General features: G+C 38.3%; 16 protein-coding genes. 8 read left to right on the top strand and 8 right to left on the bottom strand.

The features are described 5' to 3' along the window. Nucleotide 1 precedes the first annotated feature (1 nt). Nucleotides 2-2,203 carry an APC family permease gene (locus LCM02_RS05375; protein ID WP_224927301.1) on the bottom strand — a complete coding sequence of 734 codons (2,202 nt, stop codon included), beginning with the start codon at nt 2,201-2,203 and terminating at the stop codon, nt 2-4. Nucleotides 2,204-2,271: 68 nt separating this feature from the next. After that, nucleotides 2,272-2,793: a 5' nucleotidase, NT5C type gene (locus LCM02_RS05370; RefSeq protein ID WP_224927300.1), complete on the bottom strand. Its 522-nt coding sequence runs from the start codon at nt 2,791-2,793 to the stop codon at nt 2,272-2,274. A 165-nt stretch (nt 2,794-2,958) separates the two neighbouring features. Between LCM02_RS05370 and LCM02_RS05365 the strand changes: the two genes are divergently transcribed. After that, nucleotides 2,959-3,663 (top strand): DUF6090 family protein, encoded by a 705-nt coding sequence (locus tag LCM02_RS05365; protein ID WP_224927299.1) that lies wholly within the window; start codon nt 2,959-2,961, stop codon nt 3,661-3,663. Between the two features lie 23 nt (nt 3,664-3,686). Here LCM02_RS05365 and LCM02_RS05360 read toward each other — a convergent pair whose 3' ends face one another. Continuing rightward, on the bottom strand, nt 3,687-4,550 hold the full coding sequence (locus LCM02_RS05360; RefSeq protein ID WP_224927298.1) for a sugar phosphate isomerase/epimerase family protein: 864 nt from the start codon (nt 4,548-4,550) through the stop codon (nt 3,687-3,689). Nucleotides 4,551-4,656: 106 nt separating this feature from the next. Here LCM02_RS05360 and LCM02_RS05355 point away from each other — a divergent pair, with 106 nt between their 5' ends. Continuing rightward, nucleotides 4,657-5,919 (top strand): cation:proton antiporter, encoded by a 1,263-nt coding sequence (locus LCM02_RS05355; protein ID WP_224927297.1) that lies wholly within the window; start codon nt 4,657-4,659, stop codon nt 5,917-5,919. 198 nt (nt 5,920-6,117) lie between these two features. Next, nucleotides 6,118-8,247 (top strand): carbohydrate binding family 9 domain-containing protein, encoded by a 2,130-nt coding sequence (locus tag LCM02_RS05350; RefSeq protein ID WP_224927296.1) that lies wholly within the window; start codon nt 6,118-6,120, stop codon nt 8,245-8,247. 21 nt (nt 8,248-8,268) lie between these two features. Here LCM02_RS05350 and LCM02_RS05345 read toward each other — a convergent pair whose 3' ends face one another. Beyond that, nucleotides 8,269-10,461 (bottom strand): amino acid permease, encoded by a 2,193-nt coding sequence (locus tag LCM02_RS05345; protein ID WP_224927295.1) that lies wholly within the window; start codon nt 10,459-10,461, stop codon nt 8,269-8,271. A gap of 100 nt (nt 10,462-10,561) precedes the next feature. Between LCM02_RS05345 and LCM02_RS05340 the strand changes: the two genes are divergently transcribed. Continuing rightward, entirely contained in the window at nt 10,562-11,530 is a 969-nt protein-coding gene (locus tag LCM02_RS05340; protein WP_224927294.1) for an NAD(P)-dependent alcohol dehydrogenase, read from the top strand. A 3-nt stretch (nt 11,531-11,533) separates the two neighbouring features. Here the strand turns inward: LCM02_RS05340 and LCM02_RS05335 are convergent, their stop codons facing one another. After that, nucleotides 11,534-12,352 carry a DUF1853 family protein gene (locus tag LCM02_RS05335; protein ID WP_224927293.1) on the bottom strand — a complete coding sequence of 273 codons (819 nt, stop codon included), beginning with the start codon at nt 12,350-12,352 and terminating at the stop codon, nt 11,534-11,536. Between the two features lie 211 nt (nt 12,353-12,563). Between LCM02_RS05335 and LCM02_RS05330 the strand changes: the two genes are divergently transcribed. Then, the gene (locus LCM02_RS05330; RefSeq protein WP_224927292.1) at nt 12,564-16,289 is read left to right on the top strand and encodes a glycosyl hydrolase; all 3,726 of its coding nucleotides are present in this window, start codon (nt 12,564-12,566) and stop codon (nt 16,287-16,289) included. A gap of 57 nt (nt 16,290-16,346) precedes the next feature. Here LCM02_RS05330 and LCM02_RS05325 read toward each other — a convergent pair whose 3' ends face one another. Then, complete coding sequence (locus LCM02_RS05325) at nt 16,347-17,051, bottom strand: LytR/AlgR family response regulator transcription factor (RefSeq protein WP_224927291.1); 705 nt, start codon at nt 17,049-17,051, stop codon at nt 16,347-16,349. Then, a complete protein-coding gene (locus LCM02_RS05320) occupies nt 17,044-18,174 on the bottom strand; it encodes a sensor histidine kinase (protein WP_224927290.1) in 1,131 nt (376 codons plus the stop codon). Before LCM02_RS05320 ends, LCM02_RS05325 begins: the two co-directional genes overlap by 8 nt. 326 nt (nt 18,175-18,500) lie before the next feature. Here LCM02_RS05320 and LCM02_RS05315 point away from each other — a divergent pair, with 326 nt between their 5' ends. Beyond that, nucleotides 18,501-19,391, top strand: a complete 891-nt coding sequence (locus tag LCM02_RS05315) for an ABC transporter ATP-binding protein (RefSeq protein WP_224927289.1) — start codon at nt 18,501-18,503, stop codon at nt 19,389-19,391. 3 nt (nt 19,392-19,394) lie between these two features. Further along, entirely contained in the window at nt 19,395-22,955 is a 3,561-nt protein-coding gene (locus LCM02_RS05310) for an ABC transporter permease/M1 family aminopeptidase (protein ID WP_224927288.1), read from the top strand. A gap of 101 nt (nt 22,956-23,056) precedes the next feature. Here LCM02_RS05310 and LCM02_RS05305 read toward each other — a convergent pair whose 3' ends face one another. Beyond that, nucleotides 23,057-23,461, bottom strand: a complete 405-nt coding sequence (locus LCM02_RS05305; RefSeq protein WP_224927287.1) for a heavy metal-binding domain-containing protein — start codon at nt 23,459-23,461, stop codon at nt 23,057-23,059. Nucleotides 23,462-23,802: 341 nt separating this feature from the next. Here LCM02_RS05305 and LCM02_RS05300 point away from each other — a divergent pair, with 341 nt between their 5' ends. Next, entirely contained in the window at nt 23,803-25,086 is a 1,284-nt protein-coding gene (locus LCM02_RS05300; protein WP_224927286.1) for an alpha/beta hydrolase family protein, read from the top strand. Nucleotides 25,087-25,149: the final 63 nt, after the last annotated feature.

Below are 25,149 nucleotides of genomic sequence, written 5' to 3'. Positions count from 1 at the left end.
TTTAAATGGGTTCGTCTTCTCCCGATTCCTGAATGAAATCAAGTTCCAGAACATTAAAATTGTTGGCAGCTTTCACTAAAAGGGTCGAACCAATCGTTTCAAACAGATGGTTGGTCTTTAAAACAAACTCGGCCTGTTTTTCTATTCTGAAATTTGGGATTCCCACAAGGGTAAGATCCGTCGAAGAAGATTCTTCTTCAATGATGTCGTAAAAAGCTTTTTGTTCAACGGCATTGTTAATGATCTTAATGACAACCTTCACCCTCAGGTCCTCGACCAGGGCAGATATTTTTTCTTCAACCAAGGCATTGTCAACATTATTATTATTAACAAAAAGAACTCTGATTTTGGGATTGTTCCAACGGGGCGAGGCAATGATAAATCGGGCAATATTAAGCATCATTTCGGCATTTTTACTGTCCGTTTCCCGCCACCAAAGGTCTACTGAATTATAACTGCCAAATTTTGTATCCTGATCAAAATCGAGATAAAGAAGGTTGTAGTCAAGGTGGAGCAGGGTTTGTGTCATTTTTGAATACTCCTTGGAATTTTCCAGCCCCTTTGGCCAGCCCATCATGATCGTATTCGGTTCGACTCCTGAAAAACCAAAGGTCGAAGCAATATTCGTAATTCCATCGTATATGTTCGTCACCTTCAGCTGACGGGCAAAAATTCCGAGCTCCTGAAAATTCTCATCTGTAACCACCTGTTCAGCCCTTTTTAAGGGCTTGTCATCCGTGTTATCCACGATCAGTTTAAAATTGGTCACAATACCCGTTCGGCCCGAAACGGTTTTTCCCAGTTCCAGAAGGTATTTCTGATGGTCACTCTGCCCGCTGAATAAAATGATATTCGGATTCCAGTTGGAATTTTCATCATTTTGGGCATCGATCATCTTCAGGCCCTTGTTCACAATATTTTCCCATACACTTCTCCAGACATCGTTCGATTGTAATTTTACTTCCTTGCGCTGTAAGCCAAAATATAATCCTCCGATAACTGCAAGAGCCACCATCATTGCCAGCATATCCAATTTGAACATCACGGCAAAACAGGCTAAAAATCCAACGAGACCGATCCATCTTTTAATTTTGAAGGTGGGTTGAAAATCAGGATTGGCCCAACTCTCCAGGAAGTAGCAAATATTGATAAAGCCATAAGCTGTTAAATAAAACATGGAAACCAGACGGGCAATTACATCAAGCTCCCCGATCAATATTCCAATTTCAGCAATAACGAAAACAAGTAAAAGTGCATTGACAGGTTCGTCATTGGCTCCTTTCCCTTTGCCAAAGATCTTTGGTGTGACCAAATCCTGAGACATGGCCTGTAATATTCTGGGGCCACCAAGGATACCGCCTATGGCAGAAGAAAGGGTTGCTCCCCAGATACCAGCAACAACAGCAGGAGCAAAGAGTGCAATTTTCATAAGTATATTGTAGTCACTAACTAATATTTCAGGACTTACGGCAAAGGCAAGAAATAGGGCCAGAATTAAGTAAACAATTAATCCTACCCCAATGGCCATTAAGGTCCCAATAGGAATCGAGGTTTTGGGGTCCTTGAGGTCTCCACTCATAGCAATTCCTGCCGTAAAACCGGTTACTGCAGGGAAAAATATGGCAAATACAACTTCCAGGGGAACCGAATCTTCAGTTGGTAAAAGATTTACTGTTTCCGGTGCAAAATCAGTACTTCCAAATAAAATTGAAATAATGGAAACAATGATAGCAGATAAAATAAAAAATTGAGTTCTTAATGCCACAGTTGTGCTTATAAGAGCCAAAATGGTAAGTGATAACAAGGCAAAACTTGCTGTTATCCGAAAATCATTGGTGGTCATTCCCAACCCAAGATATTCGTTAAAACTCTCAGAAAACCCTATTAAATACAGTGAAATAGAAAAGGCTGTACCCACAAAAATAGCAATACCTATAGAGCCTCCAATGGGAATTCCCATACTTCTTGAAAGCACATAATAAATTCCGCCGGCCCCAATCTTTTTATCAGTTGCCACCGAGGAAACGCTCAGTCCTGTGGTTACAGCAATGATATGGGCGATAAAAATAATGGCAATTGTTCCAAAAAGGCCTGAATTACCAACTACCCATCCAAGTCTCATATACATGATCACCCCAAGAATGGTTAAAATCGAAGGTGTAAAGACGCCGGCAAACGTTCCGAATTTCTTTTTCTCTGGCATAAGCAATAGTACTGAAGCATTCTTGTCGGTGGGTCAAGATAGCCAATCTTTTTTAATATCTGGTATGCTTAAAGCAGTTTGTCGGCAACCTCTTTCCAACTGTCTACCCGTTCATGGCTATTCTCAAGAATATTGTGAGGAGAAGTAAACAAAAGGGTATCACCTTTGAACTTATCAAGGTTCAAAGACCGATCATCGATCAAGAGATTCCCGCGAAGCATGTATTTATGTCCGCATAAAATTCGGTATTGCCAGGTAATAAAAGGAAAATATTGATCAAGCCAGTCACTTTTTTCACGGAGTGAATTGGGAAATTGCATGGCTGCTGAAGCAATATATACCTCGTGTTTCTGGCTCAGTTCTTTAAGAATTTCAATACTGTCTTTGATGGGCTCAAGATTTCTGAAAAAGCCATCGGTAAGGGCATGCCTTTTTATACTATCCTGATGCATTTCAGGTACATTCTGCCATACCTCTCCACTCTGAATATTTGAAAGTGAAAGAAATTCATTAAACTCATCATTATACATTTCAATATGCTTGCCATAGGTGTCGGCAATCACATCATCCATATCTACAAAAATCGTCATGTCTAATTTTTTTTGAAAAATAAGTCAATCAAAGGGAATTTCCAATTCGGGAACCCATCTTATTATTATGGGGATATTTTTAAAACTTGGATTTTATTAATACCTTCAGCATAATGAAAGAAACATTTGGTTATTTCAAAGATGTTCAATATCGAATCAGATGAAATGAATTTTTTTAAGAAATTAAGACAAAATCTAATTAGGCAGGGAGAAATCAAAAAATATTTTACCTACGCTGTTGGCGAAGTGCTGCTCGTTGTTATTGGGATCAGTCTGGCCTTTCAAGTCGATAACTGGAACGAAGACAGGATTAATAGAAAAATCGAAGTTCAGTACTATGAAAATATCAGGGAACAGATTATGGATGATCAGGAATTAATTCAGTCACAGATGGGATTCAACAAGGGTTTTATGAAGGAATTTCGTTATGCCTATGATATGATAGATTCCAACGATAATAGTAAATTGGATACCCTGGGCATCATTATTCGAAATATGACCCAGTATTCAGATTTTGACAGGCAAGGAAATATTTATGAAACAATGGTCAATAGCGGAGAGATTAAAATTCTGAGAAACCATGGTATCGTAAATGGTATACGAGAATTGGAAGAATATTATATATACGTCAACAGAATGGAATCCATTCATTATGATGCCATGATCAATCATGTTGTCACAACCATTAATCCCGTTCTGAAATTTTCAACAGGAGAATTAATGAAGCCGGAAGCCGTTTTTACCTATGAGTTTCAAAACCTGTTTTCTATGCTTATCCAAATCATGATCGAGAAGGACGAGGTCTATCAAAAAATTTTAAACCAGATTGAAAATCTAAAAACCTTAATTGATGAGGAAATAGGCAATTGATGAGGAAATTGGCCCAAATTGATTTACTTAAATCCAATTTCTTTTAGTGCAATATGGCTTGTCTGTATCGCCTCAATGGGTTTCATTTTAAAGGTCCTGTCTTGTTCTACAAAATAATATTGCATTCCTGAAAGGTCTTTTTCCTTCAATATTCTGCTGAAATCAATGGTGCCCTTACCAACCGGAGCAAATCTTCCCTGTTCATCCATATCCTTTACATGCCATAATTTGAATCTGCCAGGATATTTTTCAAAATAAGCTAATGGATCTGCACCCGCTTTGGTTACCCAATACAGATCCATTTGAAAATTGACATATTTTGGGTCACTGTTTTCAAGTAAGTAATCAATGGTCACTACCCCGTCTTTGTCCTTCATAAATTCAAAATCATGATTGTGGTACAACAGTTTAAGCCCTGCCTTATGGCATTTTTTACCCAGCTCAGCCAGGATTTTTGACAGGTTTTCGGCACCTCCTTTCATACCCATGGATTGAGTTTCAGGATCCTTCTGAAACAAACCCATAGGCGGAATGGGAACAACAAAATATTCAAATCCTGCAGCTTTGGCGTCTGCAAACATGGTATCCGCATTTTCGAGTGTTACAGCTGACTGATGTGTGCTAACGGGAACAAGACCAAGCTTTTCAACATATTGTTTAAATTCAATTGGAGACATATTGTAATATTTACCATCGCGGTATCCCGCCGCTTCGATATTCTTATATCCTATATCAGCCACTTTTTTCAGGGTTTCTTTTGCATTGGCACCCATGTCATTTCTAACGGTATACAAAGCCAGGCCACCATATTTATCCTGGGCAAAAGAACTGATCGTGAAGAGAGCGAAAATTAAAACTGCAAATAACCTAAGTTGATTCTGATTCATTTTATAAAGTTTAAGGATAGTAATGTTTTTCTAACAGGTCTCTAAAATAAGAAACATTTTTAATGAATCCTTTTCCATATCTTGCAAATTCAATCAAATTTATTTCATGGATTATTTTTTCATCATATCGGTGCTGGTAACCATTTCTGCTATTTTCGGTTATATTAATGTTAGATTCTTAAAATTACCCAATGCCATTGGTTTAATGCTGATAACGATTCTTTTTACCATTGGTGTTTTTGGAATCAGTTATTTCAATTCTACCTTGCTTGATGCTGAAAAATACATAATCACTCATATTGATTTTAAGGAGGTATTGCTTGACATTATGTTGAGTTTTCTTCTTTTTGCCGGTGCACTCCATACAAATTTCAATCAGCTTAAGGTTCAGAAATGGCCGGTACTTGTGTTTTCAACACTGGGAGTTTTGTTTTCAACATTTTTAGTTGGTTTTGCCATTTACTGTCTGTTGCCTGTTTTGGGTATGGAGGTGAAACTGGTTTATTGCCTGCTTTTTGGGGCCTTGATTTCTCCAACCGATCCAATTGCGGTTTTAAGTATTTTGAAACAGGCCGGCGCACCTAAAAAACTGGAGACTAAAATCGTGGGGGAATCTTTGTTCAATGATGGAGTCGGTGTAGTTGTATTCTTGACCATTTTTAAAATTGCTCAGTTGGGAGGTGATCATGTTGAAGCCATGGATGTGATAAAATTGTTCAGCCAGGAGGTAATCGGTGGCGTTCTGTTAGGATTTTTACTGGGGTGGATCACATTCAGACTTATGAAATCCATAGACGATTACGATATTGAAGTCATTATAACCTTGGCCACAGTAATGGCTGGAACTTTAATTGCACATAAATTACATTTTTCGGCACCATTAGCGATGGTTACGGCAGGTCTGATCGTGGGTAATGATACCGTAAGAAATTCTGCTATGTCAAAAATAACCGAAAATTACGTAGATAAATTCTGGGAGCTGATCGATATCTTATTGAATACCATATTGTTTGTTTTAATCGGAATGGAGATGTTGGTGCTGTCATTTGAAACCAGTTACCTTGTAGCCGGTTTGATAGCAGTTCCTGTAGTACTCGTCTGCAGGTATCTTTCACTTATCCTTCCGGTTAAATTCTTTGAAAAGAAATTGAACTTTGTACCAAGAACCAATCTGATCATGACCTGGGGAGGGCTTCGAGGAGGCATATCGATAGCTCTGGCGCTCGGACTCACTCAAGATATGAACCGGGATCTTTTTTTAGTTATGACCTATATTGTTGTGGTATTCTCGATTTTGGTACAGGGACTTACTGTGGGTAGGCTTGTCAAAAAGGTTACTCAAGACCTTGATCCGGTTTACCTGGAATAGGAGGTAGCTCAGAAAACTGAGTATTATACAATACAAGAATCTTTTTTTAAAAACTTACATATGTCATAAATATCTACTGTGAACATGTCTATATTTAGGGCGAAATCTATAAGATGATTCATGTATTTTTCTTCGTGTTTTAAAATATTTTTATCCGGGAGAAGCATTTTATTGTTATTGTGCCTCCTTTCGATCTCATTGCAGGCACAAAAAAAGAATGCTAACTATCGTTTACATATAAAAAAGGCGACTTCAGAGATAACCATTGACGGAGTTATGGATGAAGAAGCATGGAAGGAAACTGATGTTGCCAAAGATTTTTTCATGGTTTTACCGGCAGATACCGGTCGCGCTACCCAGCAGTCTGAAGTGCGAATGGCCTATGATGAAAATCATCTTTATTTAATAGCGGTCTTTTATAATACACCTCCCGGGCCTTATTATGTAGAATCGCTCAGACGTGATTTTCAATTCGGGAAAAATGATAATTTCCTGATCTTTATGGATCCCTTCAACAATCAGACCACCGGATTTTCCTTTGGGGCCAATGCGGCAGGGGCACAATGGGACGGAACCATGAATAATGGGGGCAGAGTAGACCTGAACTGGGACAGCAAATGGATTTCAAAAGTAACGCGCAATGAACGCCAATGGGTCTTTGAGATGGCCGTTCCATTTAAATCAATTCGGTATAAAAAAGGCGTAACGGAATGGGGCATAAATTTTAGCAGGCTAGATCTGAAATCGAGTGAGAAATCGAGCTGGACTCCAATTCCACGACAATTTCCCACGGCATCTCTGGCCTATTCAGGAGTTCTTGTATGGGATGAACCACCACCGGCACCAAAAATCAACTTTTCTTTGATACCCTATGTTTTGGGAAGTGCCAATGTAAGCAGCCTTGACGAGAATAATATAGACTATGAGACCAAAGTAGGAGGGGACGTTAAATTTGCCGTTACATCATCTTTGAATCTTGACCTGACTCTAAACCCCGATTTTTCACAGGTAGAAGTTGATAACCAAATTGTAAATCTGGATCGATTTGAGTTGTTTTATCCGGAGAAGAGACAGTTCTTTCTGGAGAATGCCGATTTATTCGCAAACTTTGGATATGCTAATATAAGGCCGTTTTTTTCAAGAAGAATTGGTCTGGATGTGCCGATAATAGCGGGAGCAAGATTAAGTGGAAATTTGGACGAAAACTGGCGAATCGGAGCCATGGACATGCAAACGGCCAATGATGAGACCATCGGTTTACCAAGTCAGAATTTCGCAACGGTCTCACTGCAACGAAAAGTTTTTAGCCAATCCAGCATAGGTTTTCTTTTTGTTAATAAAGAATCCTTCAATTATCCCGATGAATCTGATGAGTACTATGAATTATATCCCAAGTATAATAGAAATATAGGATTTGAATATAACCTGGCCTCCTACAATAATTTATGGACAGGTAAGGCATTTGTTTTTAAGTCCTTCTCTCCGGATGATGACGGCAACGGTTTTACACAGGCAGCCAATATTGAATACAAAAGCCAAAACTGGAATTTTGGATTTAAACAAGAATATGTAGCTGATGATTTTCGGGCCGAAGTGGGATTTGTGCCTCGAAAAGGCTACTTCAAATTTAATCCTTTTTTGGGTTACTTATTTTATCCGAAAAAAAACACGCCAATTCTAAGTCACGGACCAAAATGGACGAGTATTTATTACTTTGACGAGAATATGAATAATACAGACTATCTCAACCTGCTTCAATATTTTCTCAACTTTAGAAACAGAAGTTCATTTAGAGCTACCTTTATTGATGAATATGTAGAACTACTGGAACCTTTTGACCCAACAGGGACGGGAAAGCCAGAACTTCCTGCGGGCTCACAACACCATTGGAATGCACTGAGGTTAAATTATTCCTCAAAACCTCAAAGTATGTTTACTTATACCATTGGAGGAAGGGTGGGAGGTTATTATGAAGACGGTTCCTGGTTAAGCTTTAATAATGAGTTAGGATACAGGTTTCAGCCTTATGTGAGTTTGAGTTCCGTAATCAGCTATAACAATATTCAAATGCCGGCACCGTGGAACACCACTGATTTTTGGCTCGTCGGGGCAAAGGCAGATATTACGTTTACCAATAAATTGTTTTTTGCAACACTTTTTCAATACAACGAACAATCTAAAAATTTCAATTTAAATTCTCGTTTCCAATGGCGCTATCAGCCTGCATCGGATCTGTTTATTGTTTATACTTACAATGATTTGATGCCACCCTATTCTGAATCAACCCATTCCCTTACCTTAAAACTGGTCTATTGGTTCAACAAATAAATCGAAACCGGCAGAATGATATTAGGCCAGGATACTTTCATGTCCCGAATCTCTTACAAACAAGCAAGAGCTTTTCGTTTTATTTGACATTTCCTTGACAAAGTTAAACTTGAGATCTTCATCCATTCCAAATATGTTGAGATCGGCATTTGGAGCATTTTTGATAACTGTATAAAAATCTCCAATAAAGACCTCAGTCAACGTTTGAGGCAATCGGGCTAGACTGGTCAGCGTCTTCAGGAAATCTTTGGCATTTTGTTCTTCATCAGGATTATTTACCACAGTAATGAGCCTGATACGTGCTCCCCAGTTCATTTTGAGTTTATATGCCACCAGTATGGAAAGATCCAGATTTCCAATATCCCATCCTAAGTTCCATTGACCTCTTCTATCACTCACCCATACATTAATTATATTGCGCTGTCCTAACAAAGCAGCGGGATGTGCTAAATAAAGCAGTACGCCAATTTCTAAACGTATGGATTCTTTCATAACGGGTCTTAACTCAGTTTCATAATTATCATGATCCTGCAGGTTTAGAAACACAATGTTGGGCCTGAAGAAGGCTCCTTGAAGCGCCTGATTACTGTTATTGATTCCTTTGGCAAACTCTTCGGTATGAATGACTGATGAAGATGAAAACACTTCCTTTTCTCGAAACGCTGCTGAAATTGCTTCGAGTTCTGAAGCCAGGGAACTCGAGGCTGAAAATGGTTCTATTCCCAATAATTTGATCGAGCCCCTTGGTTTGGCAATATTTCGCAGGAATTCAAAATTTCCCTTTAAACCGTTGACATCCCTGACAGGTACAATCAGATTAGCCTTCCATGCACGTTGTTGCATTTTTTTCATACCCCAGGTATGTTTAGCCGCCCATTCAGCAAAAGAAACAAAAAGTCCCGAACGAACATCCTCAAAAGGAGTCTCTAAATTTTGTCTGGATAAATACCAGTATACCATCAATACAATAACGATCGAGATCAAACTGATGGATGGATTAATAATAAACATGGCAAAGACAGAAGAAAACAGCCCAAACCATGGAACCCAGTTGTGTATTTTGAATATTGGCCGGTAACTGATCAGGCCCAGGTTCTGTTCAATAATTACCACAATATTGATCATGGCATAGGTGATCAAAAAGAAAAGTGTCACCAAAGGTGCCACAGCATTGATATTCCTTAATAAAAGGGTTAGAAATATAAGAAGGCCGGTTATGATCATGGCGTTTCTGGGTTGTCCGTTCTTACTCTGGCCACTCAGAAATCCGGAGTAGGGAAGGACCCTGTGTTCACCCATGGCAAAAAGAATCCTCGAGGAGCCTACTATGGAAGCCAGTGCTGATGAAAAAGTGGCTCCCAGGATACCTGCGATAACCAATGGGCCAAAAAAGGCCTTGTCTACCATAATATAATAATCGGTTAAAAGTTCTTCTTCAGTGGCACTTCTTGAGATCCAAAAAGCAAGAAGCATATAGATCACAAAACTGACTCCTATGGCCCACAGCGTACCTCGCGGTATACTTCGTTTGGGCTTTTCCAGTTCCCCGGACATATTGGCTCCTGCCATGATACCGGTTGCCGCGGGGAAAAAAACCGCAAAAACAATCCAGAAATTGCTGCCGCTGAAATTATTCTCCATAGATCCCTTAAAGGATCCCCAGCTTAAAGCGTCGCTGGTTGGAATGGTCATAGACCCTTCATAAGCCGCTATGGTTATTGAAACAAGAGATAAAACGATAACAGCCATAATGAAATATTGAGTCTTTATGGCCAGATTCGCACTGATATAGGCAATGGTATACAAAATGACAAAGACAATAATATCTACTAAAAAAGCATTGTGCTCCGGAAATATACCAAGCCAACCTTCTCTAAAACCAAAAATGTACATGGTAACGGCCAATCCCTGTGAAATATATCGAGGAATTCCCAGGCTTCCCCCAACTTCAAGGCCCAGGGCCTGGGACACAATGGCATAAGCGCCCCCGGCACCGATACGAATATTTGTTGTAATTGCAGACATGGACAAGGCCGTACACAATGTAATTAGAAATGAGATAATTATGATCAGCCAGGCCCCAAGAAGCCCCGCATTACCTACAACCCACCCGAGACGCAGATACATGATGACTCCAAGAATTGTGAGCAGAGTAGGCGTAAAAACCCCGCCAAAGGTTCCAAATTTTTTAATGGTTTTAGGTTCGTTGTTCATAAATGGGATCCTATCGGTTTGGCGGAGTAATTTACTAATTTAAATGAAAATACAGGGACCATTGGTTGTAACAAAAACAAGGGCATGACGTCATAGGAGTATGAAAGCAGTTATTACAAAAAAATATGGGCCCCCTGAAGTTGCCATGATTCAGGAGATCGATAAGCCGGTACCGAAAGAAAATGAAATCCTTGTCAAGGTTATTGCAGCTCCTGTAACCTCCGGGGATGCCAGAATCAGAGGGTTGAACGTCCCGTTTGGATTTAAATTTATTACAAAACTTATGTTTGGGTTTAAGGGCCCGAAAAAACCTGTTTTAGGGGTAGTGTTTTCGGGAATAATCGAACAGGTGGGAGACAAAGTAAGCGGGTTCAGCAAAGGCGATGCAGTTTTTGGATCCAAAGAAGATTTCGGATGTCATGCAGAATATCTCGTGATCAAAGAGAAAGCAGCAATACTTCATAAACCTGAAAAGCTATCACATGATGAGGCAGCTTCGATTCCTTTTGGTGCTATGACTTCTTTAAAATACCTGAGAGATTTTGGAAAGGTAAAGAAAGGTCAAAAGATTCTAATCAATGGTGCTTCAGGTGCCTTGGGAATATACGCGGTTCAATTGGCAAAATATTTTGGCGCGGAAGTAACCGGGGTCTGTAGTACATCAAATGTTGGTCTGGTTAAATCTGTTGGTGCTGACCATGTTATAGATTACAAGACCACCGATTTTACCAAAAATGGTGACACCTATGATATCATCTATGATACAGTTGGTAAACTTGATTTCTCAAAATGCAGGGATTCCTTGAATAGTAAGGGGGTTTTGCTTTTGGCAGCAGCCGGAATAAAGGAATATGGCCAGGTCTTATCTACGTCCTTTTCAGGTGCCAAAAAAGTAGTTGCCGGGGTGGTATTATTCAAAAAAGAAGACTTAAAAGCGGTGGCAGAACTTATTGAACAGGATCATATAAAACCAGTAATCGGACAAACTTTTGAATTATCAGAAATTGTAGAGGCTTACAAACATGTTGACGGGGGCCACAAAGTGGGTAGCGCTGTTTTAAAGGTTTAATTTTCAGTTCCACCAAACCACAAAGAGTTTTTGCATTTTTCCATCGGGATATTTGACCCAGCACAGTGGAGAACGTTTTTGAACCATAAACCGACTTACATCTTTCCGGAATTCTGGAAAAGAGAGCCATTCCACGTCATTTTGAATCTCCATGAGCCAGCCCAGCTTGGAAGGAATATAAAACTCACAGTTCTTAAAATGATCAATATCGGCAAAAGGAATATAATTTCCAGACAAACATGACTTATTCAAAATTTCAATTTGATCCGAACTCAAATCTAAGGGAAGGAATAACTGAGCCTTAAAATGGACCCTTTGCTCAAGTTTCTTTCTATCGATTCCAAGTTTATTTAAAACAGGCAGCGCATCAGGTTTAAAAAGTAACGGCAGTTGTTTGTCCCTGAGTTTATTCAATTTTTGAATGAGAGAGTCATTTCTGTTAGGGCCAATCCAATGATCAAGTTCAGATTTACCATAATGAGGGTCGTACAAATAAAATTTGTAAATAACTTCTAAATGAATGGGAGTTTCATTCTGTTTGAGCAGGCAGTCCAGCTCACCGATGGTCACTTTACCCTTCTTTACCTGAATATTTTCCTTAAAAATTTCTATGTTTTCGTTTTGCTGCAGCGTATGGATCACAAATCGTTCTACGAGTTTTCCCAATCGCAGATTAGTAGAAAGAAATTCCGAATTTATTGAATTCAGATTGGTTTTGGGGCCAAATTGCCTGAGTCCAAAGACAGAATCATGATTCCACAACAGGCCGGTATTGACATATCCCTGAAAAAGTAAATTCGCATTTTTAAGATCTGAACTCATGAAGGCTAAACTAAGGGTTATGCTGAAATTCTCAAATCTTATTTTAAAAAATCGATCTGAATGGGAATATTTAGGTGCTAAATTTCAAATGCTTGATTACCAGGTATATTTTTCTGGCGTAAATCAATTCTGTATAGTTTTTGTATAGGTGTTATTTTTGCTCAGCCTCAGGCTAAAGACTAACTTCGGTCCCGATCCAAATAAAATCCGAATGCACAAAATTACCCTTTTAAAAGTCATACTTTTCTTTTTTTTATCCAACACAATATTCCTTACTGCTCAGGTCAATGTAGGGGGCGGAAGTTATTCAGATTCATTTCCCGGGACCGATGCCGCAGGAAGAAATGGGTTTCCCTCGGGATCTCCTCAATTAAGTGGAAATGCGGCAGGAAAACCGGTTCCGACAAACGATTGGTGGTCAACGCTGATCAAGGAAAACCATGCCGATAATTTATTCAATTACCCCATGACCTTGAAAACAACCAATCAGGGTCTCATTGTAACCTATATTCCCTGGGGACCCATTGGGGATTCCGCACCGATAGAAGTAAGACTTTCAGGATTAAGCGCTTCAAAAGCGACAGTTTCTGATTATTCCGACTGGACGGTCACCATGAACTGGAAAGACAATGCCCATGAATTAATGGCAACTTCGGGTATAGGAATGCCTTTTATTTATTTCGAAAAAGAAATTGATGATGTAGTTGAAATCAAAGTGAATTCAGGAATTGCATCGGTTGAAGGCGAAATGCTCATAATTAAAGATGCCTCCCATGGTGCAGATTTTGTGTTTTACGCCCCTTCGGGAAGTTCCTGGTCTTTGTCGGGCTCAACGTATACCTCAGCCTTAAATGGTAAAAATTACTGGTCGATGGCCATGCTTCCACAAAGTACTGTCAACACAAACACGGTTGCCCAGGAATATAAAAAGTATGCCTATGTTTTTCCTGTAAATACAACTGCGGAATGGAATTACGATGAGTCGAGTTCAAAACTAATAACAACTTTTAATGTGGCTACTGATGTCAAAGAAGGATCAGAATCAAAGGTTTTGCTTGGATTGTTGCCCCATCAATGGGATAATCTGTCAGCAGCTTCTGCAACCCCTGAAGAATACAATTATGAAACAGTAAGGGGAGCATTGAAAACCTTGAATGGAAACAGTTTTACAGTGGAAAACACCTTTAAGGGAATTCTGCCTACACTACCTAATTTAGTTCATTTCAGCTCTGATTACAGTCCTGCTGACCTGAATTCGAAAATTTCACAAATTGAAAACGATGCTCTTGCAACATGGACGGATTCGTATAATGAGGGTCAGGTTATGAATCGATTAATTCAGACCGCAAGAATAGCAGATCAAATTGGTAATACGCAAGCCAGAGATAATATGATCGCTACCATCAAAGAACGTTTGGAAGATTGGTTAACGTATCAATCCGGGGAGGTGGCATTTTTATTTTACTACAATGATAACTGGTCTTCCATGCTGGGTTATCCGGCTGGACACGGCCAGGATAATAACATTAATGATCACCATTTTCACTGGGGCTATTTTATTCATGCCGCGGCATTTATGGAACAGTTTGAACCTGGATGGGCTGAAAAATGGGGAGATATGATTCGTTTGTTGATTCGGGACGCTGCTTCAGATAATCGGAATGACGCCATGTTTCCATTTTTAAGAAATTTTAGCCCCTACGCCGGACACAGCTGGGCCAATGGATTTGCAACCTTTCCACAGGGAAACGATCAGGAATCTACTTCGGAAAGCATGCAATTCGCCTCCTCTCTGATTCATTGGGGAACCATTACCGAAGATGACGCTATAAGAGATTTGGGAATCTATATCTATACGACTGAGCAAACAGCTATTGAGGAATACTGGTTCGACATGTATAAACGAAATTTCGGGCCAACACAGCAATATAGTTTAGTGTCCAGGGTATGGGGAAATTCCTATGATAACGGTACTTTCTGGACAGCAGATATAGCGGCTTCATATGGAATAGAGATGTATCCAATTCATGGGGGTTCCTTGTATTTGGGACATAACCAGGATTATGCAAACAGCCTGTGGACAGAGATCACGGCGAACACCGGTATTTTACAAAATGAAGAGAATCCTAATTTATGGCACGATACCTACTGGAAATATCTCTCCTTAATTGATCCTCAATCAGCGCTGGATCTGTATGAATCCTATCCTGAACGGAATTTAAAATTTGGAATATCAGATGCACAAACGTATCATTGGCTGCATGCCATGAAGGCCCTAGGAACAGTTGATCCTTCTGTTACAGCAAATTATCCTGTTGCAGTTGCTTTTAAAGAGAATGGACAAATGACTTATGCCGCTCACAATTATTCTGATTCGGACCTAACCGTCAGCTTTTCAGATGGGTTTAAGTTACAGGTCCCAGCGAATTCCATGGCTACCAATCGAGACTTGAACGTATCTGGCGTGATTACCGCTGATTCGTATCAAATAGATGAAAATGAAAGTGTTGAGCTCAAAGTTTCTGCAGAAGGAAGTGGAATAACCAAAGTTGAGTTTTACAACGATGACATCCTTTTGGGTGAAGACCTTTCCGCTCCTTACGAACTTGGCCTCTCGAATTTGGATTTAGGAATTTATTCCGTCTTTGCCAAGGTATATGTTGGTTCTGATTTTAACGTTACCAATGTGATTACAATTCATGTTGGTAGCCAGGTTCCTTATCTGGGAACTCCAAATACTGTTCCCGGAACAATAGAGGCAGGGCACTATGACACTTTTGAAGGTGGAATTGGCCAAAATATAACATATTTTGATTCCTCCGCTGACAATCAGGGAGGTTTCAGACCGGTGGAATATGTGGATGCCTCAACGGATGTAAATGAAGGTGCGACGCTGGGATGGATCACGGCAGGTGAGTGGCTGGAATATACCATTGACGTGCAAACAACAGGATGTTACGATCTTAATTTGCGTTATGCTTCAGGGAATAATGGTGGTGGAGGGCCATTTTACTTTGAGGTAGATGGTGAAAAAGTAAGCCCGGATATTGTGATGGCAACCACAGGAGGATGGGGTAACTGGAACAGTAAAGTAAGCAGTATCAAGCTGACAAAAGGAGTGCATATTTTAAGATTATCAGTTACGAATGGGGAATTTAATTTAGGCAAAATGACCTTTACCTATAATTCTGAAATATGCGTCCCGGTTGAAATTGGATTACCCTTTGATTTTGAAACCTCACCGGTCACCTCTGATTTCAACAATTTTAACGGAGGTACCGCAACAGTTGAGCCCGTAACAGCACCTCAGGACTTGAATAATAATAGTATCAATCTTGCAAAAATCGTAAGAGACGGGGGAGATATCTGGGCCGGAGCTTTCTTAAATTTACAGGGAGGATTGGATTTTACCTCTGCCAAGTATCTGACGTTGAAATTGTGGACAGAAGCTCCGGTTGGAACCACGGTAAGGATGAAGCTTGAACAGCAAACCAATCCGGGGAGTTTTGCAGAATTGGATGTGCTTACCAAAGAATCCGGAGAATGGGAAACCTTGAGCTGGGATTTTTCAAATCTGGGGGCCACACTATACGACCGAATCGTATTCATGTTTGATTTTGGAAATACCGGAGACGGCTCTTCAAGCTCAACTTTTTATTTTGACGATGTCGATCAGGTTGCAACTTTAAGCGCTAAAGAATTTCTTGATGGTTCGATTAGAATATACCCAAACCCGGCAACCAATATCATTTACCTGGAAACCTCTGGGATAAATGAATTAACCAGAATTGAAATCTATTCCATACTTGGCCAAAAGGTATTAGAGCAAAAGTCTGATCTGAAAATGGTGAACGTTGATAGCCTGATCAGAGGAATTTATTTTTTAAAGGCCTACAATGGAAAAAGCTATACTACAGTAAAAATTATCAAGAAGTAATTGGCTGCTTATATTTTATGGCTTTTGAATAATCATCTTTATTAACGACTGACGGGTTTAAGAATTATAAAGCCTATTAATTTTGCTTTTGTAGGTTTGACCTACAGGGATTTTGTGTTTGTCTATAATGATCCTGTTACCCTCAATCAATTTTATTTTGTCAATGGCCACAATAAAAGACTTATGAACTCTTAAAAACCCCGAAGCGCTTAACATTTCATCGTAGTGAGAAATTTTTTCATGAGTTACAATCATTTCTTCTTTTAAAAACATTTTAGTGTAATTTCCGAATGCTTCTATATATAACAAATCGTTCAAGTCGATCTGATGGTGTTTTTTATCTCCTTTGACAAAGATTCGTTTCGATGGTTCCCTTGAACTTTCCACCTCCTTGATAATGGTTTTTGTAGTTTGAGATTCCGAAACTTTGTTAACAGCCTTTACCAGTCTGTCAAAACTAAAAGGCTTTAAAATATAGTCCACAACATTGAGTTCAAAACCCTCCAGGGCATGTTCTTTATAAGCCGTTGTAACAATGGTTTTTGGCGGATTAGTTAATGTTTTTAAGAAATCCAGACCTCGTAATTTGGGCATATTGATATCCAAAAACATAAAGTCCACTTTGTTTTCATTCAAATACTGCATGGCTTCCATGGCGTTGTAACAGTTCTTTTCCAATTGTACGTGTGGCAGCATACCACAGAATTCTTCTATAATTTCATGTGCCAAAGGTTCATCATCAATTATTATATACTTAAGCATGTGTAGAAATTTTTAATGTGGTTTTGTGGCAATTATTTTTGGTTTCCGTTATAAGCTCATGTTCTTTACCGTAAATTAACGAAAGCCTCTTTTTCAGGTTCTCCAGACCGATTCCGTTTGTTTCGGCCTTTTCGTTTGGATCAAAATTATTCTCTATTTGGAAATAGATATAGTTATCCTTTTCAAACAAGTCAATTTGGATAAAAGCATTTTCGGCCAGGGTTTCCACTCCGTGTTTAAAAGCATTTTCCAAAAGAATAATATACAATAAAGGTGCAATATGAATACTGGTGTCTATATCATGGCTAAAGATTATTTTTACCGTCTTCTTGTAACGAATCTTATGTAATTCTATATAATTTTTCAAATAATCGATCTCATCCTGAAGCTTTACGGTTTCTTTTTCTCCTTCATAAATGGTATAACGCATCATATCAGACAATTTTAAGATTACCTCGGGTGCCTTATCGGAGTTTTTAACGGTTAAAGCGTATAAATTATTTAGTGTGTTGAAGAAGAAATGAGGATTGATCTGTGTTTTTAATAAGGATAATTCAGTTTTTGATTTTTCAGCTTTCAGGTTCTGAACCCATTTCCATTGCTCAAAGATCCAGACCAAAAACAAAATCGGGATAGGTAGAAAGAATAATATGAAAGGGAAGTCTTCTTTGATGATCAAATAGGCTTCCAAATCTCCGGAAAACAATCTCAGATAAAGAAAATAAGCCAACAGAGGAATGTAAAAAAATACAATTAATTTCCAGTATTTCTTAATAAACCCGGGAACCAATAAATAAGCAATCCCCAACCAAAAAGCCATTAACAGGGTAAACGTAATTGGATTATCCGGGAAATTCATGGTCGAATCAATGACTAAAGTCACAACAAACAAAATGATCAGACTGATAACTCGGATCACCGTCTTCTTTTTTGTTTTTAAATACTGGTAGTAATGAATAGGTAAAGCAATAATAAGTCCCCAAATCAGTGTATAAATAACAATTTCATAGGTCTTGTCTTCAGGGAGAATTATTAAACCAATACGATCTAACAAATAGAATAGGGGAAGTACAATAATCGGCCCTATAAAGAATCCTTTGTATTTGTTTAGAAATTTAATCATGAGCCAAAAGTAATCAAGTTTGATTGTCTTGACAAGCAAGTTGACACACACTATGATAATTGGCACGAACACCTCAGTTTTCATGACGAATACGATTGATGCCAATTTTTACCTAGTCTGACCCGAGAAAAATACCTTATATCATATTAATTATTGGGCCCTTTAAGATCAGTTTATGTTTGTCTCAAATTAAAAAATCAAAATTATGAGAACCCTTTTAAACAATGAGTACAGGAATAAACTAATTAAGACGAATGGAAGCAGATGGAACACTAAAAGACGTTTTAAATAAGAGTTAAACCAACCCAAATACAAAAAAGAAAAACATGAATACTTTAGCCATAAAAAATCTTACAAAAACCTATCCAAACGGGGTCAGGGCCCTAAACGGGATCAACCTGGAAATAACCAACGGAATGTTCGGTTTGTTGGGAGCTAACGGAGCAGGCAAATCCTCTTTGATGAGAACCATTGCTTCCTTGCAGGAACCTACATCCGGAACCATTTCCTTTAATAATTCAGATGTGGTTCAAAAACCTGAAGAAATAAGAAAAACCTTGGGATACCTACCTCAGGAATTTGGCGTGTACCCAAAAATATCTGCGGAAAAGTTATTGAATCATTTGGCCGTTCTTAAAGGAATTCTGAATAAGAAAGATCGTAAGGAGCAGGTCAAAGCCTTACTTCAACAAGTAAACCTGTTTCAACACAGAAAAAAATCTGTGGCTACTTTTTCAGGTGGAATGCGACAGCGTTTTGGTATTGCTCAGGCGCTATTGGGAAACCCTCAAATTATAATCGTAGATGAGCCTACAGCCGGTTTGGACCCTGAAGAAAGCAACCGTTTTTTAAACTTGTTAAGTGAAATAGGGGAGAATGTCATTGTTATACTCTCCACTCATATCGTTGAAGACGTTAGAAACTTATGTCCTAAGATGGCTATACTTTCAGAAGGCGAAATTATTTCCCAGGGAAATCCAAAAATCCTGGTAGCAGAGATCGAAGGTAAAATCTGGACCAAAATTATTCCGAAAACAGATATTGATATTTATAAAAAAGCCTTTAATGTAATTTCGACGAAACTGGTTTCCGGAGAAACACAAATCAGAGTGTTGTCAGAGAACAAACCTGAAAACGGATTTGAAACGATTTCACCGAATCTGGAAGACTATTATTTTGCAACCTTGTTGAACCAATCCTTAAAAAAAGCTTCATAAGTCATGTTTAAAAAGTTACTAAAATTCGAAGTATTTTACCAGTTCAAGCAACGTGCATTTCCATTATTTGCAATTTTGTTTTTGGCCTTGGGGATATTTGTTGGAAGACAGGGTTTTGCTCCAAAGGGCATTAATTTTAACGCTGTGTATCAGGTGTATTTTCACAGTAGCCTTTTTACCTTGGGAAGCGTTTTTATTATCATGTTTTTTGCCATAAGCGCAATGCTAAGAGACAGGCAATTCCATATGGAAGGTTTAATTTTTAGCTCTGCAATAAAAAAGTCTGATTATTTCTGGAGTCGATTCTTAGGAACATTTATTTTTAGTGTATTTGCTTTTTCACCTTTTTTGCTGGGTTATATGTTGGGGATTCATTTTTCAGATCTGGATCCTGAGCGTCTCGGAAAATTTGAACTACTGACCTATTTGCAACCCTGGTTGTATATTGTTCTTCCAAATATTCTAATATGTTCATCTATTGTATTCTCAGTCAGTACCTTAACCGGCAATAGTACGGCTACCTATGTGAGTGCCGTATTTGTTTATATGCTGTATTTTGTGAGCTCCATTTTTTTGAATTCACCCCTAATGGCTCAGTCAGTTCCGGCATCACCGGAGAGCATGGCCATTGCAGCGGTAGCCGATCCTTTCGGTATTGCGGCATTTTTTGAACAGACTCAATACTGGACCCCATATCAAAAGAATACACAGTTATTATCCTTTTCCGGATTATTTTTATGGAACAGGCTTGTCTGGATTTTAGTATCCGTCGTAATTTTAACAATAACCTACAAGGTATTTTCCTTTCGAAAAATAACCAAAAGGGTAAAAAAAGAAAAAAGGGTAAAAACAGGCAACAAACAATTGATATCCTACAGGCCGTTGGATACGGTTCACGGTTTGATGGCCCAGAAATCAGCATTTTTCTTTTTGCTGAAATTAGAATTAAAAAGTGTTTTTAAAAGTTTGCCTTTTATCGCGGTGTTGATCATGTGGTTGTTCATTGTATTCGTAGAACTTTACGCAACTGCGGTAAAAGGAGGTGAGTATGGTGTTAGTTTACTTCCATTTACGAATCAGTTAATGGGCTTGATCGTTGACGCTTTAACTATTTTTAGCCTGATTTTAATTGTCTTTTACAGTGCCGACATTGTCTGGAGAGAACGCAATTTTAATTTCAATTCAATTGTCGACGCAACACCGGTAAAGAACTGGGTGTTCTTTTTGTCAAAATTTGCGGCCTTGCTCATGCTACCGGCAATTTTGATTTCTACGGGTATTGTAATATGCATCGGATTCCAGTTTGTACTGGGTTATTCAAACTATGAAATTGACCTTTATTCCACTTTATATTATCACTATGGACTGCAGCCGGCCATATTTAGTATGATTGCCTTATTCATCCATAGTTTGGCGAAGAACAAATTTATGGGAATGGGAATTTTCGGTTTCATTGTGATCCTCAGTATAAAATCCGACGTATTGCGATTGGAACACCCATTGACAAGTCTCGGATTTTTACCTAGAATTGAATACACTAATATGGATGGATTTGATGGTATTTCGAATCTGTTTGACCACCTGGCCTTGTATTGGATGGCTTTTGGTTTGATATTGACTGTTTTATCTTTTAAGATCTGGAATAGGGGAGTAGAATCTGGTTTTCGCCTTAAGCTAAAGCAACTTACAATGGAATGGACAAAAGTTCAAAAGTTTACTATGGTTACCTTAATTGCCTTATTTCTGGGAGCCGGAAGCTTGACTTATTATAACTTGAATATCGTATCGGGCTATGAAAATGTAAGTGATCAATTGCAGCTTAGAGAAGAATATGAGCTTAAGTTCAAGAGATATGAAAGCATCGAAAGGTTGTATCCCACTTCAAAAAAGACAGAAGTGGATATATATCCGGAGCAAAGGATGTATTTAGTCAGAGCTGACTATATATTAAAGAATAAAAGTGATCATCCTTTGACAAACCTGTTTATAACGGAAAGAGTTGCCATGGAAAATGTAAGTATACAAAATGCCCGATTGGTTGATCATGATTCGGTGCATGGAACCTATTTGTTTAAATATGACAGGCCCCTGGAAGTTAATGATTCTGTGAGGATGACTTATATATTAAAAAAGCAGGTAAAGGGCTATGAAGAAGACAATTCAATAGTGAATAACGGAACTTATATAAACCGTTTAGGGAATTTTGAGCCCATTTTAGGCTATACCAAAGGAATGGAGATTTCAGATAGAACAGAACGTAAAAAAAGAAACCTGCCTGAAAGAGAGGAAGAAGATAATTCAGACGAACATATCGTATTAGAAGACAATAAATATGAAAAAATAAGATTTGAAACTATTATTTCCACCTCTTCGGATCAAACTGCCATTAGTTCAGGTAAATTGGTAAAACAATGGTCTGAAAATAATAGAAACTTCTTTCATTACAAGACTAATGTCAAGATTTTACCCGAGGTTGCTTATTTTTCAGCCAGATACGCCACAAGAAAAATTGATTATAAAGGAATTTCAATCGAACAGTTCTATGATGAAAACCATGATTATAATATAGCCGATGTTGAGACAAGTGTGAAACAAACATTAGATTATTGTCAGGAAAATTTTGGAGATTATGCTTTTGATCATGTTAGAGTAGCCGAAGTACCTTCATATTGGGGATTTGGAGGGTTTGCACATCCGGGTGTGATTAGTATGGTTGAAGATAAATTGTATTTAACCAACGTAAGTAACCCGGAGACGTTTAATCTGGTTGCAAAAAGAACGATTCATGAAGTTGCTCACCAATGGTGGGGCCATACCTTATCGGCAAAACCAGTTGCGGGAGGCTCACTGTTTATTGAAGGGTTTGCAAAATATACCGAAGCTGTTGTGATGGAGAAGATGTTTGGGAAAAGATCTTTATACGAGCTTAGCAAAGATGCAAGGCGTAAATACTTTTTCGGAAGGTCCATGGCAAGTGAAACAGAACCTCCGGTATATAAGGTGTTTGGTCAGGCATATATTTCGTATGGAAAAGCTTACACGGTTTTGATGGGATTGCGAGACCTGATCGGTGAGGATCTGGTAAATAATGTTTTGAAATCTTTGACTGATAAACATAGAAACATCAATAAATTAGAAGTTAATTCGATTGAATTTCTAGAGGAGATTTATCAGGTAACTCCCGATCAATTTCATCACTTAATTGACGACTGGTTCAAAAAGGTGATAACCTATGACTTGTCAGTCCAGGAAGGGTCGTATATAGAATTGGAGGATGGAACTTATGAGGTTTCGCTAAATATCAAAGCAAAGCGATTTGAAACTAACGCTACAGGAAAAATTAGTCAAATAACTATCAATGAGCCCATTAAGGTTGGCGTATTTACGACTCATCCCTCATATGTAAAAGATGAAAGCTCTATTCTGTATTTTGAATCGAATACCATTCAAAAAGAAGATACTGTGATTAAAATCATTGTAAAAGATAAGCCAATGTATATTTCAATTGATCCATTTGGAACAAGGGTGGATGAAAATTTTGACGACAATGTTTACAGTTTGTAGGAGCCCGTTCTTGACCAAATAGAAATTAACTAAAGTCCAAATGTAATAAATCGAAATTTCGGTTTATTACATTTGAACTTTGTTTAAGAATGAGGGAGAATTCAGGAATGTTCGACGCAGTTTTCGCAGGCGCACTTTTTCCCTTCGCAAGTACATTTACCATCTTTGTGCTTTTTACAGGTCATAGCCTGAGCGTGTTCTGCACAATTCTTACAGGCACATTTTTCACCTTTACAATCGCATTTTCCGTCTTTGTGTTTTTTACATGTATGCGCCTTTGCTGAATTCATAGCTTTGAGATCCATTTTGCAGACTGGACAAGATCCGGATTCGTCATAAGTTTTGCCATTTTCACAATCCATTGGACATTGATAGGACGATTCAGCAGAAACGGTTTCCTTAACGGATTCAGTTTTTTGTTCGGTCTTTTTATCTGCGCAAGAAGAAAACAGGAACAATGAAAAAATTAAAATAAACAGGTTGGTAAGCAATCGATTGACTTTCATAAGAATTCTATTTTGAAGTATTTGTATTTCGGTTTATTGCCATTACTAAATTATGGAATTAAAAGGAAATCAAAACAGATTTTTATCATGAAGTAAACGTATAATATGCTTTTCGGATTAAGTTTAAAGATCGTTGATATACCTTGTATAGAACAAAACCTTATACTTGTACTATAATTAATATTATGTTAAATAGAAAATATGGAAACCCTCTCCTTTTCATAATCATTATGATGCATCCGAACCAGGTCAAAAGCCGTATATAAAAATATTTCTCTGCCTTTTATTTAAAATTTTTTAAAGAATTGTTACAAAAAATGACGTTAGACGTCTTACATATTATGAGACTAAAAAATTACTATTATCTATTTCTAAGTATTTTGGGAATTGTTCAATTTTCTCAAGCTCAGAAAATTCCGGAACCAGGTGTTTATTCAGGACAATTTAAATTTGAAACTTTTGAAACAGATCTTGAATTTGATATTTCCAAGATTAACGATCAGTATGTTATTAAATTCAACAGTCTTGGCCAGAATGCTTTTGGAATACCAGCCGGTGACATTTCGGTCAAGGATGCTTCACTTTTCTTTGCTCTGCAAAGCGATTTTTTTCGCTATGAATTTGAATGTTCCAGTGTTAACGATAATGAAATGCCTTGTCAGCTGACCGTGGATGGCCGTAGCTATGATTTTGAATTGAATAAGAGAAATCCAGACACTGAATCCGCAAAATCCAAAGATGTCCGGCTTAGATCGGGCTCAAACCTATTATATGGAACCATTTACTATCCGGATACCCCTAATGGTAAAGCCATCTATCTGGTTACGTCTTCAGGAAACCAGGATCGCAGCAGTTCACGGGCCGAAGCACTTTTATTGGCAAAAGCCGGATATATAAGTTTTCATATTGACAAACGCGGAACAGGATTATCAGATGGTAACTGGCAACTGGCGGATATACCCGAGCTTTGTGGTGATGATCTTAGTGCCTTGGAATTCCTTCATGAATCTGAAAAGATCGATTATGCTGACATTGGCATTATTGGAAGTAGTCAAGGCGGAGCTAAAATTCCCTATATCTTAAAGAAGCAACCAAAATTAGCTTACGGCGTAATCGTAAGTTGCCCTGCTTCAACACTATTGGAAAGTGATCTCAATTATTGGAAAAACAGGAACAAAACTGTAATTGGAGAGTCAAGTATCGAAGAAGCTTCATTGATGCAAGGAGCTGTATTTGAGTATATTGCCTCCAATATTGATAAACAATCACTTGAAGGTAAAATCTCACAGTATGAATCAAAAAACTGGTTTCATCAAATTTGGATTCCTAATCTGGATGAGGTGGTTACGGATCGAAAATTAAATTATACCCCGCTTCCCTATTTTGAAAATCTGTCTACTCCTCTATTGATTATTGAAGGTGGACAGGACCAGGTCATTCCTGAATCAAGCCTTGAAAAGATTGAAAGCCATATTGGTAAAAAGGCAAATAAGAAAAATAAATACCTAAGAATTGAAGGTGCCGATCATTCCATGATGTTGAGGGAAAACCCTGATTTCTCCTATTGGTCCTCATTGCATCCAGAATTTTTCAAAACGGTTCTTGGCTGGACCAGTCAGTTCTAAAAAACGAATCCCGCACAGCTGATGGAAGGACAAATTTATAGGTATGTTAAATGGTTAACAGCA

This window comes from Lutimonas saemankumensis (genome assembly GCF_020171465.1).
GTDB classification, from domain to species: domain Bacteria; phylum Bacteroidota; class Bacteroidia; order Flavobacteriales; family Flavobacteriaceae; genus Lutimonas; species Lutimonas saemankumensis.
Note: the sequence above shows the minus strand (reverse complement) of the source record. Positions and strands in the feature narration are given on the sequence as shown.